This window comes from Mesorhizobium sp. Root554, assembly GCF_001427025.1.
In the GTDB taxonomy this organism is placed as follows: Bacteria; Pseudomonadota; Alphaproteobacteria; order Rhizobiales; family Rhizobiaceae; genus Mesorhizobium.
On record NZ_LMGA01000001.1, the window covers coordinates 2,636,180 to 2,649,255 of the forward strand.

General features: G+C 63.2%; 16 protein-coding genes. 9 read left to right on the plus strand and 7 right to left on the minus strand.

Going from position 1 to position 13,076, the window contains the following annotated elements; all coding sequences use genetic code 11:
* Positions 1 to 5 precede the first annotated feature (5 nt).
* The 7 genes from ASD44_RS12895 (at position 6) to ASD44_RS12925 (ending at position 5,624) form a co-directional block, all read left to right on the plus strand.
* Complete coding sequence (locus ASD44_RS12895; protein WP_056112559.1) at positions 6 to 449, plus strand: GNAT family N-acetyltransferase; 444 nt, start codon at positions 6 to 8, stop codon at positions 447 to 449.
* A 25-nt stretch (positions 450 to 474) separates the two neighbouring features.
* Entirely contained in the window at positions 475 to 903 is a 429-nt protein-coding gene (locus ASD44_RS12900) for a YeeE/YedE thiosulfate transporter family protein (RefSeq protein WP_056112561.1), read from the plus strand.
* 2 nt (positions 904 to 905) lie between these two features.
* Positions 906 to 1,334: a YeeE/YedE family protein gene (locus tag ASD44_RS12905; RefSeq protein WP_056112563.1), complete on the plus strand. Its 429-nt coding sequence runs from the start codon at positions 906 to 908 to the stop codon at positions 1,332 to 1,334.
* A 3-nt stretch (positions 1,335 to 1,337) separates the two neighbouring features.
* Complete coding sequence (locus ASD44_RS12910; RefSeq protein ID WP_056112566.1) at positions 1,338 to 2,528, plus strand: VWA domain-containing protein; 1,191 nt, start codon at positions 1,338 to 1,340, stop codon at positions 2,526 to 2,528.
* A gap of 26 nt (positions 2,529 to 2,554) precedes the next feature.
* A complete protein-coding gene (locus ASD44_RS12915) occupies positions 2,555 to 3,079 on the plus strand; it encodes an RNA pyrophosphohydrolase (protein WP_056112569.1) in 525 nt (174 codons plus the stop codon).
* Between the two features lie 149 nt (positions 3,080 to 3,228).
* Positions 3,229 to 4,371 carry an alanine racemase gene (gene alr, locus ASD44_RS12920; protein ID WP_056112572.1) on the plus strand — a complete coding sequence of 381 codons (1,143 nt, stop codon included), beginning with the start codon at positions 3,229 to 3,231 and terminating at the stop codon, positions 4,369 to 4,371.
* Positions 4,368 to 5,624, plus strand: a complete 1,257-nt coding sequence (locus tag ASD44_RS12925; RefSeq protein WP_056112577.1) for a D-amino acid dehydrogenase — start codon at positions 4,368 to 4,370, stop codon at positions 5,622 to 5,624. Before alr ends, ASD44_RS12925 begins: the two co-directional genes overlap by 4 nt.
* Before the next feature lie 44 nt (positions 5,625 to 5,668).
* On the opposite strand, the gene ASD44_RS12930 is transcribed toward ASD44_RS12925, so the two are convergent.
* The 5 genes from ASD44_RS12930 to ASD44_RS12950 all read right to left on the minus strand — a co-directional run bounded on the left by ASD44_RS12930 (position 5,669) and on the right by ASD44_RS12950 (position 9,555).
* Positions 5,669 to 5,965, minus strand: a complete 297-nt coding sequence (locus ASD44_RS12930; protein WP_244478772.1) for a GNAT family N-acetyltransferase — start codon at positions 5,963 to 5,965, stop codon at positions 5,669 to 5,671.
* Between the two features lie 53 nt (positions 5,966 to 6,018).
* Entirely contained in the window at positions 6,019 to 6,318 is a 300-nt protein-coding gene (locus ASD44_RS12935; protein ID WP_056112578.1) for a GNAT family N-acetyltransferase, read from the minus strand.
* A 2-nt stretch (positions 6,319 to 6,320) separates the two neighbouring features.
* Positions 6,321 to 6,962: an alpha/beta hydrolase gene (locus ASD44_RS12940; protein WP_056112581.1), complete on the minus strand. Its 642-nt coding sequence runs from the start codon at positions 6,960 to 6,962 to the stop codon at positions 6,321 to 6,323.
* Entirely contained in the window at positions 6,959 to 7,900 is a 942-nt protein-coding gene (locus ASD44_RS12945; protein ID WP_056116117.1) for a VOC family protein, read from the minus strand. Before ASD44_RS12945 ends, ASD44_RS12940 begins: the two co-directional genes overlap by 4 nt.
* 248 nt (positions 7,901 to 8,148) lie before the next feature.
* Positions 8,149 to 9,555 (minus strand): PRC-barrel domain-containing protein, encoded by a 1,407-nt coding sequence (locus ASD44_RS12950; RefSeq protein WP_056112584.1) that lies wholly within the window; start codon positions 9,553 to 9,555, stop codon positions 8,149 to 8,151.
* Positions 9,556 to 9,806: 251 nt separating this feature from the next.
* Here ASD44_RS12950 and ASD44_RS12955 point away from each other — a divergent pair, with 251 nt between their 5' ends.
* Positions 9,807 to 10,724, plus strand: coding sequence for a diacylglycerol kinase family protein (locus tag ASD44_RS12955; RefSeq protein ID WP_056112587.1), 918 nt, complete (start codon positions 9,807 to 9,809; stop codon positions 10,722 to 10,724).
* A 26-nt stretch (positions 10,725 to 10,750) separates the two neighbouring features.
* Here the strand turns inward: ASD44_RS12955 and ASD44_RS18595 are convergent, their stop codons facing one another.
* Complete coding sequence (locus tag ASD44_RS18595) at positions 10,751 to 10,927, minus strand: hypothetical protein (protein WP_200946419.1); 177 nt, start codon at positions 10,925 to 10,927, stop codon at positions 10,751 to 10,753.
* 139 nt (positions 10,928 to 11,066) lie between these two features.
* On the opposite strand from ASD44_RS18595, the gene ASD44_RS12960 reads away from it, so the two are divergent.
* Positions 11,067 to 12,593 carry an HWE histidine kinase domain-containing protein gene (locus ASD44_RS12960; protein WP_156459843.1) on the plus strand — a complete coding sequence of 509 codons (1,527 nt, stop codon included), beginning with the start codon at positions 11,067 to 11,069 and terminating at the stop codon, positions 12,591 to 12,593.
* A 29-nt stretch (positions 12,594 to 12,622) separates the two neighbouring features.
* Here ASD44_RS12960 and ASD44_RS12965 read toward each other — a convergent pair whose 3' ends face one another.
* Positions 12,623 to 13,075 carry a hypothetical protein gene (locus ASD44_RS12965; protein WP_056112590.1) on the minus strand — a complete coding sequence of 151 codons (453 nt, stop codon included), beginning with the start codon at positions 13,073 to 13,075 and terminating at the stop codon, positions 12,623 to 12,625.
* Position 13,076: the final 1 nt, after the last annotated feature.

Consider the following 13,076-nt stretch of genomic DNA (forward strand, 5'->3'; position numbering starts at 1 on the left):
CTGTCATGATCGTTGCTGTCCGTCCGTTGGTGCAAACCGACCACGCCGCGTGGCGCCGGCTATGGACCGCTTATCTGACCTTCTATGAGGCGACCGTAACGGAAGAGGTCTACGTCTCGACCTGGCAGCGGCTGTTCACGCCGGGCGAGTTCGAGCCGAAAGGCTTCATCGCCCTGCTCGAAGGCAAACCGGTCGGCCTGACGCACTACATGTATCATCGCTCCTGCTGGTCGCTGGTCAACAATTGCTACCTGCAGGATCTGTTTGCCGACCCTGAAATCCGCGGCAGGGGCGTCGGCGCCGCGCTGATCGAGGCTGTGCGGCAGGAAGCGGCGAAGATCGGCGTCACCAATGTCTACTGGATGACGCACGAAACCAACGCCACCGCGCGGAAATTGTACGACCGCGTGGCGCGCAGGACAGGTTTCATCGAATACGATCTGCTATGAAGCAACCTCTTGTATCGGATAACCCATGACCGAGTTCACACCTTTCGCATCTCTCGCCGGCGGCGCGCTGATTGGGCTGTCTGTCGTGTTGCTGATGGCTTTCGAGGGGCGGATCGCCGGGATCAGCGGCATCGCCGCACGGTTGCTTCCGCCTTATATTGGCCGCCCTGTCCTGCCTGCCCTCGGTTTTGTCGCCGGGCTGGTCCTTGCGCCGTTCGCCGTCATGGCTGTGACAGGCGCCTCCCTCCGGCAGGATATTTCGGCCAACCTGCCGCTCATGGCGCTTGCGGGTCTGCTGGTGGGTTTCGGAGCAGGCTTGGGAGGCGGCTGCACCAGCGGTCATGGCGTCTGCGGTATCTCCCGTCTGTCCCTGCGCTCGGTCGTGGCCACGATCACATTCATGCTTGCTGGATTCGCGACTGTGTTTGTGACCAGGCACATGGTGGGGCTCTGACCATGTCTTTTCTGGTCAACCTGTTGGTTGGATTACTGTTCGGCATCGGGCTGGTCGTTTCCGGAATGTCCAACCCTGCCAAAGTTCTCAATTTCCTCGATCCGTTCGGCCCGTGGGATCCGTCGCTGGCCTTTGTCATGGGCGGCGCGGTTGTCGTCGCCCTTGTCGGCTACCGTCTGGTACTGAAAAGAAAACGGCCGCTGATGGATTCGGTGTTCCACCTGCCGACGAGAAAAGACCTGGACCGCCGGCTATTTGCCGGTGCGGCCATCTTTGGCATCGGGTGGGGTTTGGGTGGCTTATGCCCCGGACCGGCGCTCACTGCTCTAGGCCTGACGGCCCCCGGTGTGTTGACTTTCCTGCCTGCGATGTTTGTAGGCCTCATGCTGGCTCGCTCGGCCACAGGAATCGAATCCTGGCGCGGCGGGTAGTTCATGTTCATTCCCTTCTTCCTCGACCTGAAAGCAGCCAGAATCCCCGTTTCGCTGCGGGAATATCTGGCTCTGCTCGAAGGTCTGGAGACCGGGCTTGTCGACTATGATGTGGAGGGATTCTACTACCTCGCCCGTTCGGCCCTGGTGAAGGACGAGCGTCACATTGACCGCTTCGACCAGGTCTTCGCCCGCGCTTTCAAGGGCGTCGAGGCGTTGTCGGGGCAGGACAGTATCGAGACTGTCGAGATTCCGGAGGAATGGCTGCGCCGGCTGGCCGAAAAGCACCTGTCGGAAGAGGAGAAAAAGCTGGTCGAGGCGCTGGGCGGCTTTGACAAGCTGATGGAGACGCTCAAGCAACGGCTGGAAGAACAGAAGGGCCGGCATCAGGGCGGCTCGAAATGGATCGGCACCGCTGGCACCTCGCCCTTCGGCGCCTATGGTTACAATCCCGAAGGCGTCCGCATCGGCCAGCACGAAAGCCGCCATCGCCGCGCCGTGAAAGTGTGGGACAAACGCGAGTTTCGAAATTTCGACGATTCCGTCGAGCTCGGCACCCGCAACATCAAGGTCGCGCTCAAGCGCTTGCGCCGCTGGGTGCGCGAGGGCGCCGAGGAGGAATTCGACCTGCCCGGCACCATCCACGCCACTGCCGAGCATGGCTATCTCGACGTGCGCACGCGGCCGGAGCGGCGCAACGCCGTGAAGCTCCTGATGTTCTTCGATGTCGGCGGATCGATGGATGACCACATCAAGGTGGTTGAGGAGCTGTTTTCAGCCGCCCGCACCGAGTTCCGGCAGCTCGAATATTTCTACTTTCACAATTGCCTTTACGAGGGCGTCTGGAAGGACAACCGCCGGCGTCATGCCGAGACGCTGTCCACCTTCGACCTGATTCATAAATACGGACCTGACTACAAGGTGATTTTCGTCGGCGACGCCGCCATGAGCCCCTATGAAATCGCCTATGCGGGCGGATCGGTCGAGCACTGGAACGCCGAAGCCGGCGCGGTCTGGCTCGGGCGGGTCATGGCGCACTGGCCGAACGCCGTGTGGCTTAACCCGACCGGCGAGAAACACTGGAACTACACCCATTCCATCGGCATGATCCGCGACCTGTTCGGAGGCCGCATGTTCCCGCTCACCCTCACCGGACTTGAGGCCGCGACGAAGCAGCTATCCCGCAAGCATTGAACAAACCAGATACCCCGAGGTCCTCCATGGCAGCCGACAAGAAAAAGAAGTTCGATCCCGAGGGCGTTCCTTACCGGCGCTGCGTCGGCATGCTGATCCTGAACGACAAGGGGTACGCCTGGGCGGGGCACCGCATTGCCGAGCCGGATAGCGAGTTCACCGGCATCGACCTTTTGTGGCAGTTGCCGCAAGGCGGCATCGACAAGGGCGAGGAGCCGATCGAGGCCGCATGGCGGGAAATCCTCGAGGAAACCGGCATGGAAAGCCTCAAGCTGCTCGGCGAGATTCCACACTGGATCAACTACGATCTGCCGCCGGATCTGATGGGTGTCGCTTTCAAAGGCAAATATCGCGGCCAGACACAGAAGTGGTTCGCCTTCCGCTTCCACGGCGACGAAAGCGAAATCCGCATCGCGCCACCGCCGGGCGGCCACAAAGCCGAATTCGACGAATGGGCCTGGCACCCGCTGGACGACCTGCCCGGCCTGATCGTGCCCTTCAAGCGCAAGGTTTATGAAGAGGTTATCGAGGCATTTCGCCACCTCGCCTGACGAGATGGCGATATCGTGCAGGAAGCTCTGTTTTCCGTCCGGAAATTCGCACGATACGCGATATTCGACAGCCAATGGCAGAGGATCGTGCGCCATATCCATGCTAGAAGCACGGTTGTGTCGAGGCGGGAAATGCACGAGGTTGGCGGGTGAACGGGAGTTTCGCGAGATCGGTTGACGACCGGACGCCGAGCCTTGCCGCCGCCGGCGCAATCCTGACCATCGATCTCGGCGCGCTGCGCGAGAATTATCGCCGGCTGAAGGCAAGGCTCGGCGGCATGCGCTGCGCCGCGGTCGTCAAGGCGGACGGCTATGGCCTGGGTGCGATCCCAGTGGCGAAGGCCTTGATGGCGGAAGGCTGCGACAGCTTCTTCGTCGCCCATGTCAGCGAGGGGGCCGCCCTGCGTGAAGCGCTTGGCTATGGTCCCGTAATCCATGTGCTGAATGGCATTCCGCCCGACGCAGACACGGAAATCCTTGCAGCCGGACTGATCCCCGTCCTGAACAGCGGCCTCGAGTTGCAGGCATGGCGCGGCGCTGCCGCCAGAGCTGGACGCACTCTACCCGCCGCTCTGCAGGTAGACAGCGGCATGTCGCGCCTCGGCATGACCCCGCAGGAGGTCGAAGCGGTTGCGGCAGATTCCAAAGCCTTCGAGGGCATCGACATCGTTCTGGTGATGAGCCATCTCGCCTGCGCCGATGAGCCTTCGCATCCGGCGAACCGGGCTCAGCTTCTGGAATTCGAGCGCCTGCGCCGGCTGCTGCCCGAGGCTCCGGCTTCGCTTGCGAATTCTTCCGGCGCGTTCCTCGAACCGCCCTGGCGTATGGACCTCGCCCGGCTGGGCGTCGCGCTTTACGGCGTCAATCCGACCCCAGTATTAGAAAATCCCATGCTGCCGGTTGTGCGCCTGGACGCGAAGGTGATCCAGACCCGCAACCTGCCGGCCGGAACCGGCGTCGGTTATGGACATGCCTTCACCGCGCCCGGCCCGATGCGGCTTGCCACGCTTTCCATCGGCTATGCCGACGGCTGGCAGCGTCGCGTTTCGGCGGCGGCTTTTATCGACGGCGTGCGCCTGCCCTTTGTTGGCCGCGTCTCCATGGACATGATCGTCATCGACATTTCGGCGCTGCCGCCGGACCGGTTGCAGCGGGGCGATCTCGTCGAACTGATCGGGCCGTCGCAAAGCGTTGATGACATCGCTGCCATCGCCGGCACGATCGGCTACGAAATCCTTACCGGTCTCGGCCACCGCTTCCACCGGCGGTATCTGGGAGGAGAGACGTCATGAAGGTCCTGATCCTCGGCAGCGGCGTCATCGGCGTCACATCTGCCTATTACCTGGCCGAAGCCGGCCATGAGGTCACGGTCATCGACCGTCAGCCTGGACCGGCGCTGGAGACCAGCTTCGCCAATGCCGGCGAGGTTTCGCCCGGCTACTCCTCGCCTTGGGCCGGCCCCGGCGTGCCGCTCAAGGCGGTCAAATGGCTTTTGATGAAGCATGGCCCGCTGGTCGTGCGTCCAGCCTTCGATCCGCATATGTGGAACTGGCTGGTCCGCATGCTGGCCAACTGCACCTCGGCCCGCTACGCGGTGAACAAAGCCCGGATGGTGCCGCTGGCCGAATACAGCCGCGACACGCTGAAGGCGCTGCGCGCCGCAACCGGCATCCGCTATGACGAGCGCGCGCAAGGCACGCTGCAACTTTTCCGCACGCAAAAACAACTCGACAGCGTCGGCGGCGATGTCGAGGTGCTGAAGCACTACGGCGTGCCCTACGAAGTGCTGGAACCCGCCGGCTGTATCGGCGCCGAGCCGGGTCTGGCCGCGGTGCGGGACAAATTCGTCGGCGGCCTGCGGCTGCCCGGCGACGAGACAGGCGACTGCAAGCTGTTCACCGACAGGCTGGCGGCCATGGCCACCGACCGAGGCGTCAAATTCGAATATGGCGTCACCCTCAACACAATAGGCACTGAGCAGGGCCGCATCAGCGGCTGCGACACCAGCGCCGGGACCCGCACCGCGGACGCCTACATCATGGCCATGGGCAGCTATTCGCCGATCTGGATGCGCCGCATCGGCCAGCCGATCCCGCTTTATCCGGTCAAGGGCTATTCGATCACGGTGCCGATCACTGATGCGGCCAAGGCGCCTGTCTCGACCGTCATGGACGAAAGCTACAAGGTGGCGATCACCCGGCTGGGCAACCGCATCCGCGTCGGCGGCACCGCCGAGATCTCCGGCTATGACATGCGGCTGCACGACGCGCGGCGCAAAACGCTCGAACATTCAGTAGGCGATCTTTTCCCCGGCGCCGGGGACCTTGCAGCCGCGTCCTTCTGGTGCGGCTTGCGGCCGATGACGCCGGACGGACCGCCGATCATCGGCGCTTCAAAATTTCCGAACCTTTATCTGAACACCGGCCACGGCACGCTGGGCTGGACCATGGCTTGCGGCTCGGCCCGCGTCCTGAGCGACATCGTCTCTGGCCGCGCACCGGATATCGACGCGGATGCGCTCAGCCTTGCGCGTTACGCAAGCTGAGCGGACCGGAAAACCTGATAACTCGATAGACTGGCGCGACGGGCTTACTGCGCCAGCACGTCCTGCCAGTCCTTGTGACGGCGGAACTCGGCAGCCACATAGCCGCAGACAGGCGTGATCGACGTACCGCTTTCGCGCGCATCCTGAACGGCACGCAGCACCAGCATGGCGGCGACGCCACGGCCCCGCGCCGACGGCGGCACGAAGCTGTAGTCGATGGCGATGTGGTCCGGGCTGCTGCGCACATAGGTGAGATAGGCGTCCTGCCCATCTGCGGTGGCAAGGATGTAACGGCCCTTCCCGTCTGCCTCTTCCCGGCGAATCTCTGCCTGCATGTCCATGGCTTACTTCCGTGTTTCTTTCCGTCCAATGCGCTGCCGGCCAGCCGGTTCCGCTATCGCTTCAGCACGTCCGCCCATTCCTCATGGCGGCGGAACTGCGCAGCCGCGAAAGGACAAAGCGGGATGATCGTCTTGCCGGCGGCGCGCGCATCCTCGACCGCGCGGGTCACCAGACGCAAGCCTGCCCCCTGTCCGCGGAACGCATCCGGCACGCCCGTATGGTCGATGATGATCTGGCGCTCGCCGACCTTGGTGAAGGTCATCTCCGCCTCGGCGCCATCGGGGCCGCGCAGGACATAGCGGCCCTTGCTGCCATTGTCCTCCAGGGTGATTTCCGGCAATTGCTCGTTCATCGTCAGGCTCCTTGTACCGGTTGGGCAGCCAGGAACCGCCGCGCCGCCTCGATTTCGTTGGCGCGGATTTCGTGCCCGCCCTCATGCCATTCCACTGTGACATCCGCGGCGGCCGACTGCAAATTGGCTTCCAGCCGCGCGGTCAGGTTGGGCGGACAGATCGGGTCGTGCCGGCCGGCCGTGATCAGGATGCGTTTGCCCGCGAGGCTGCCCTTGATCTCCGGCTGGAACGGAATGAGCGGATGCATCAGCACGACCGCGTCGAACAGGTCCGGTTCGGCGAAAGTCAGCGAGGCCAGTATGTTGGCGCCGTTCGAATAGCCGAGACCGAGAACCGCCGAAAACTTTCCGTCAGTCGTGTCCGCCACCGGTCGCGCATGCGCCTTGACGAAGCTGCCCATCTTCGCCGTGGCGCGCGCCAGATCGCCCATGTCGTAGACGCCCTCGCCGGTACGGCGGAAGAAGCGCGCCGCGCCATATTCGGAAACGTCGCCGCGTGGCGACACGATGGCGGCCGCCGGCACGAGATCGCGGCCGAGCGGAACAAGCTGGGTCTCGTCCGCGCCGGTGCCGTGGAAGACGAAAAGGATGGGGCCGCCCGGCGAACCGGGCAGCACCTTGTGGATGTAGGCGTCCTCGCTCATGACCGGCCCCCGTCCAGCGGCTGGAGGTGCTGCTCCAGATAGGGCCGCAAATGGGCATGTTGCGCCGGCAGCTTGAGCGCCTCGCCGAGATGCGCGGTGTCCTCATCCCGGTCGAAGCCGGGTTCGTTGGTCGCCACCTCGAACAACACGCCGCCCGGCGTGCGGAAATAGATCGCCCAGAAATAGTCGCGGTCGATCACCGGCGTGACCTGATGGCCGGTATCCATCAGCGCCTTGCGCACTTCGAGCTGCTTGGCCCGGTTTTCCACCGCGAAGGCGATGTGATGCACCGACCCCGCGCCGAGCCCCGCGAAAGGCGCGCCGGGCAGCGTCTCGATGTCGATGACATCGGCGCCATTGCCGCCCTTGATGGCGAGGCGCCTGGTGTTTCCGGAGGTATCGACTTCCTCATAGCCCATGAATTTCAGCAGTTCCTCGGTAGCGCCGGCATCCTTCAATCGCAAGGAAGCGGAGTGGAAACCACGGATCGCCTCGTCGGCCGGCACGCCGCCCTTGACCCAGGGGGCGCGGCTGTCGGACTTGTCTTCGACAAGCGCGAAGCCCTCGCCATCCGGACCGGCGAAAGCAAGCCGCTTTTCGCCGAAGGCCTCGCTGCGCGAGATGGCGGCGACGCCTTTATCGGCGAGCCGCTTTTCCCAGTAGCCGAGCGTATCTTCCGGCACCGAGAACACCGTCGTTCCGACTTCGCCGACTCCATGCCGGCCCTTGCCGATATTGGGGAACGGGAAATAGGTCATGACCGAGCCGGGCGTGCCGAACTCATCCGCATAATAGAGGTGATAGACATCCGGCGCATCGAAATTGACGGTCTTCTTGACCCGCCGCAGCCCCAGCTTGTGCGTGAAGAAATCATTGTTGAGCGGGGCGTCGCTGGCCATTGACGTTACGTGGTGCAGCCCCTTGATCTGGTCGAGCATGGTCTTCTCCTCTCGTGGCGCGCCCGGTGCCGCGCCGATTTGCTTGAAACGCGGCCAATGCCGCCGTTGCAACGAATATGAGAGGACCTGGGCCGGTGGGAAAGACGCCAAACGCAGGATGAACTGTTCTTTAAAAGTGAACAATCATGATCATTTTGTTCACAATGATGACGCCAGGCGCGCACTGTAGGACGAAAAAAAGCCCGCGCCGTTTCCGGCGCGGGCTTCGTCATTGAAACGTCGATAGTTTACTGGACGATCAAGCGCTGTTCGTCGCGCTTCTCGGCATAGCTGCCCTTGTCATAGGCGACCTGCTTGTCGAGCTGTTCCTTGGTCAGGTTCGTGTAAAGGTAGTTGTTGCCGTCCTTGTCGGACATGAACTTGAGATTGTCCATGCCGACCGCGACGGACTTCGAACCAATGCCGAGGAAGCCGCCGACATCCATGATCACGGCATCCACCTTGTTGTCGGCCGACAGGACGATATCGCTGATCTCGCCGATATCGGCATCGTCGGCGCCATAGACATTGGTGCCTATGAGGGTGTCTGCGCTGATCTTGTCAGCCGGCATTTCCGTCAGCGTCGAACGGTCGATCGCAGCGGTTTCCGTCTTGTCCGCCGAATCGGCGTCGGCCTTCGGTTCAGCAGGCGCGGCGGCCATCGGGGCCGGTGCGGCTGCGCCGTCCGATGCGGCCGGAGGCGTGGCTTCATTGGTTGCCGTAGCCGGAGCGGTTGCCGAAGGTGCGGTGGGCTCGCCTGCCGCCGCAGCAGCCGGTGCCGGATCGTAAGCCTTGCGGTCGAAGTCCGGCAGACCCTGCAATTCTTCCTTCGTCGCGCTGACGACCAGCCAGCGATCGCCGTCCTTCTCGGCCCATTCGGCCTTGCCGTAATCGAAGGCGACGTTCTTCGTGCCGAGGCCCAGGAAGCCGCCGACGCCGATGACCAGCGACTCGGCTGCACCATCCTTGGACAGAACGATATCCTTCACGTCGCCGATGTTTTCAGCATCGTCACCGGTGCCGTTGTAGACATCCTCGCCCATGATGTTGCTGGCCAGCGCGCCGTCGGCGGGCTGGACCGGCGTGGCGTCAGCCGGCGCGGCTTTGGTGTCGGCCGGGGCCTTCTGGGCCGTGTCGGTCGCCGGCGCAGCAGGCGCGGCCGGAGTTGTGCCCGATGCCGAAGGAGCCATGGCTGTACCGCCATCCGCGGCCGGAGCCGGAGCCGGAGCCGGCTCGTAAGGCCGGTCGTCGAATGCGGGTAGCGCCGTCAGCGCATCCTTGCTGGTGTCAGCCACCAGCCAGCGGTCGCCATTCTTTTCGGTCCATTTCAGCTTGCTGAACTCCATGGCGACATTCTTGGAGCCAACGCCGAGGAATCCGCCAACACCGATAATCAGGGATTGGGCCTTGCCGTCCTTATCGAAGACGATGTCGGACACTTCGCCGATGTTTTCAGCGTCGTCGCCGCTGCCATTATAGACATCTTCGCCAATGACATTCGAAACCAGGCTGCCGTCCGACCGGACGACAGGGGCGGCGGGAGCGGCGCTTTCGGCGGCTGGACTTGCCGGCGCCGGTGTCGTCGCGTTCTGGGCATAAGCGCCGCTTGCCACCATCGTTGCGAGGGCCGTCGTGGCCAATAGCTTGCGTATCATGATATTTCTCCTCGTCCGTTAATCCATCGGGCGCGCGGCACGGCTGGCCGCTGCTTCTACGGGTGGACAACGTGTCGGCGTCGCCGTTGTTCCGGCTTCCAATGCCGGGTTTTCGGGCATTCTGCCGCAGCATTTTCAAAGCATTTTTTTCAATTTTCTGCGGAACCATCCGTCGCAAAACGCGTTTGCGCATAGGCTGGAGCCATTTCCGGCCGGTTTTTGTTCGGGGAAAGGTATCCTTGGCGAGGGGCATGCGATTTGCAGCGGTGCTGAACCGAGAGGGCGGCACGTTGCGCACAACCGATCTTCAGGCATTCAGTTCACGCATGCGCGAAGTGCTCGAACAGGCCGGTCATTCGCTTGTTATCGATATTGTCGATGGCAGCGAGGTCGAGCAGCATCTGCGCAAGGCCGCGGCACGGCGGAACATAGACATCGTGCTCGCCGGCGGGGGCGATGGCACGATATCCACCGCGGCCGCCATCCTCATGGGCAAAAAGAAGGCGCTGGCGATCCTGCCCGCCGGGACCATGAACCTCTTCGCGCGGGGGCTCGGAATCCCGCAGACACTGGACGCGGCCATCGTGGCTTTCGCCAGCGGCAAGATCATCGCAGTCGATGTGGCGACGGCCAATGGCGAACCGTTCGTGCACCAGTTTTCGATCGGCATGCATGCAAAGATGGTGCAGTTGCGCGAAAAAATGGAATTCGGCTCACGCCTCGGCAAGATCCGGGCATCGGCTCGCGCTGCCTGGGCAACGATAAACAATCCCCCCGCCATGAACGTCACGCTGACCATCGGCGATGCCGAGATAAAAACCCGCACCACCGGCATCGGCGTCACCAACAATCTGTTTGGCGAAGGCCACCTTCCCTATGCCGACAACCCTGCCGGCGGCGTCCTGGGCATCTATGTCACCCTGGCGCGCCAGCGTGGCGAATTGGTCAGGTTTTTCTTCAACATGGCGCGCGGCAAATGGCGCGACAACGAACATGTGGAAATCCATCAGGCCAACAAGGCGACGCTCGCCATCGGTTCCTCCCGCAGGCCTCGTGCCGTCATTGATGGAGAGTTGGTCAAACTTGAATCTCTAACGGCCCTGGCGATTCATCCGCGCGCGCTGAATGTTCTGGTGCCGGCAGCCGCAGTCAAGGCAAAAGCGGCATGATGCTCACGCCGCAGCCCCGACACCGCCTACCCGTTGGGCGTCTGGGCCTGGCCGGCAGGCGTACCCGCATCGATGAGTTCGCCGTAGAACTCGGCTGCCCCCCATGCGGCGAAAGCCAGAAGCAGGGCGGCGATGAGAACAATCAGGACCTGACGTCCCCTGCGCCCCTGTCGAGCATCGGTATCGGAAACGATTTTGGTCATATTGGGCCTCCATGGAGTCGGCGCTGTGAGGCGTCGTGGAAGTTGGTTGTGAACCAACGGTTCCTCTCAGCTAAGGTTCCGGGCCGTCTCGGCGGGACTGCGCCGGCTTCGGCAAAGAGCCAAAAATTCCGGGGGCTTCGTGGGCGAAAGTAAAGGTATCGGACTGCCCGCAAAGGTACGCCGGGCGGTTGACGACGAACACAGGCTAAGTGTCCTCCAGGATCTTCAGACCCTTGGCGCTACGGCTGATGCGGATTTCGACCGGCTCACCAGCCTTGCCGCCTTCCTGATGAAGACGCCGGTCGCGCTGGTGACGCTTCTCGACGTCGAGCGGCAATGGTTCAAGTCGTGTGTCGGCTTGGACAGCGCCGGCACCGACACCAATATTTCATTCTGCGCCCATGCCATTGCCGCGGGTGACAAAGCCATGATCGTCACCGATGCCACGACCGATCCCCGTTTCCTTGCCAATCCGCTGGTCACGGGCGCGGAACATATCCGTTTTTACGCCGGGGCGCCGATGATCGTCGCTGGCGCCCGCATCGGAACGCTTTGCGTGCTCGATCGCGAACCCCGTGGTTTGCCATCCGACGAGCAGCTACAGCAGCTTGAATCCATGGCGGCTCTGGCCGCCAGCCTGTTCACGCTGAAGGATTCGAGTCGCAGCGGCGTCTTGGCGAAGGCAGCGCTTCGACTTGAGGAGCAACGCCGCGCCATCGCACTGGATGCGGCGGCGCTTGCCAGTTGGGTCTGGAACGTGCGGACGAATACGGTCGATTGCGACGTCTTGCTGCCCCAGATGTTGAACCTGCCGCGCGCGACGCGGCTGACGGCCCGCGAGGTCCTGCGTGCGGTGGATCGCCGTGACGTCAAAGGAACCCAAGCGCGTTTTCTCGACACGCTGAACGGTGAAGACCAGTATTCTGGCGAATTCCGCGTCAAAGGCTTCGACCCGCCCCGATGGCTGGCTACCCGTGGCCGCGTCATCGAGCGCGACGACGATGGCAGGCCGACCCTTATTTTCGGCGTGAACTACGATGTCACCGAACGGCGTCTTGGCGACGACCGCCAGCGCCTGCTGCTGCGCGAGTTGAACCATCGCGTCAAGAACACGCTGGCGACCGTGCAGGCTCTGGCGACGCAGACGGTCCGTCATGCCAGCGACCCGGGTGAGTTTCTTGCCGCCTTCAGCGGCAGGCTCCAGGCCTTGGGTGCAGCCCATAACCTGCTTTCGGATCGCGAATGGCGTGGCATCGGCATCCGGGAACTGGTGCAGATCGAGACGCGGCCGTTCGATGCAAGAGACGGGCAGCGCATCCAGGTTTCCGGCCCCGACATCTTCCTGACCCCGGATCAGGCGGTTGGATTGGGGCTTGTCCTGCACGAACTATCCAACAACGCGCTCCAGTACGGCGCATTGTCCGGGGCGACAGGCATCGTCGAACTTGCCTGGAGAGCGCACGGCGGCGTCAAGGATCGCAAACTGACGCTGACCTGGACCGAACATGGCGGGCCGGCGGTTTCGCCGCCCGCGCGCCACGGCTTCGGCTCAATCTTGATCCGCCGCAGCCTCGCCAAGGTGCTTTCCAGCGAAGTGGCGCATGAATTTCGCCCGGAAGGCGTGCACGCCCGCATTTCCATACCCTTGGAGGACGGGCTCGCCTGAGCTACGCGGACAGGCTCCCGAACGGGAGCTCAGCCCTCGTCAGGCCCGGGCGGCGGTTTCACGTTTTCGCGGTAAATCGCATAGGCCGCCAGCGCAATCGCCGGACCGATGATGGCGCCCAGACCGACCTTCCCGCGCAGCAGCGTAGGGAGCAGCGCGAGCGCGGTGGTTGCACCAACGGCTGCTAGATCCGCCTTGCGGCGTCTTGCCCGCCGCCGCGACCGGGAGCCGGCCGAAAGCTTGAACATCACCACGACAAGGCCGGCAACCACGACAAACACAACGCCGAAGCCAAGCGCGGTTTCAATCGGTCCATAGCGGACAGCCGCCCACATATAGGCCGCTCCAATAAAGAACCCCGCGCCGACAAGGAAGAATACCGCAGCCAGCGTGTAGGCCACGGCTCCCAGTTTTGCGCGCTGAATCGCCGCCGCCGTCTCGCCCGAAGCGAGCCCCGCAAGCAGGGTTGCCAGCATTCCCATG

Coding starts and splice junctions, on each gene's coding strand:
- ASD44_RS12895 (WP_056112559.1), top strand. CDS start 6: ATGATCGTTGCTGTCCGTCCGTTGGTGCAAACCGACCACGCCGCGTGG.
- ASD44_RS12900 (WP_056112561.1), top strand. CDS start 475: ATGACCGAGTTCACACCTTTCGCATCTCTCGCCGGCGGCGCGCTGATT.
- ASD44_RS12905 (WP_056112563.1), top strand. CDS start 906: ATGTCTTTTCTGGTCAACCTGTTGGTTGGATTACTGTTCGGCATCGGG.
- ASD44_RS12910 (WP_056112566.1), top strand. CDS start 1,338: ATGTTCATTCCCTTCTTCCTCGACCTGAAAGCAGCCAGAATCCCCGTT.
- ASD44_RS12915 (WP_056112569.1), top strand. CDS start 2,555: ATGGCAGCCGACAAGAAAAAGAAGTTCGATCCCGAGGGCGTTCCTTAC.
- ASD44_RS12925 (WP_056112577.1), top strand. CDS start 4,368: ATGAAGGTCCTGATCCTCGGCAGCGGCGTCATCGGCGTCACATCTGCC.
- ASD44_RS12930 (WP_244478772.1), bottom strand. CDS start 5,965: ATGGACATGCAGGCAGAGATTCGCCGGGAAGAGGCAGACGGGAAGGGC.
- ASD44_RS12935 (WP_056112578.1), bottom strand. CDS start 6,318: ATGAACGAGCAATTGCCGGAAATCACCCTGGAGGACAATGGCAGCAAG.
- ASD44_RS12940 (WP_056112581.1), bottom strand. CDS start 6,962: ATGAGCGAGGACGCCTACATCCACAAGGTGCTGCCCGGTTCGCCGGGC.
- ASD44_RS12945 (WP_056116117.1), bottom strand. CDS start 7,900: ATGCTCGACCAGATCAAGGGGCTGCACCACGTAACGTCAATGGCCAGC.
- ASD44_RS12950 (WP_056112584.1), bottom strand. CDS start 9,555: ATGATACGCAAGCTATTGGCCACGACGGCCCTCGCAACGATGGTGGCA.
- ASD44_RS12955 (WP_056112587.1), top strand. CDS start 9,807: ATGCGATTTGCAGCGGTGCTGAACCGAGAGGGCGGCACGTTGCGCACA.
- ASD44_RS18595 (WP_200946419.1), bottom strand. CDS start 10,927: ATGACCAAAATCGTTTCCGATACCGATGCTCGACAGGGGCGCAGGGGA.
- ASD44_RS12965 (WP_056112590.1), bottom strand. CDS start 13,075: ATGGGAATGCTGGCAACCCTGCTTGCGGGGCTCGCTTCGGGCGAGACG.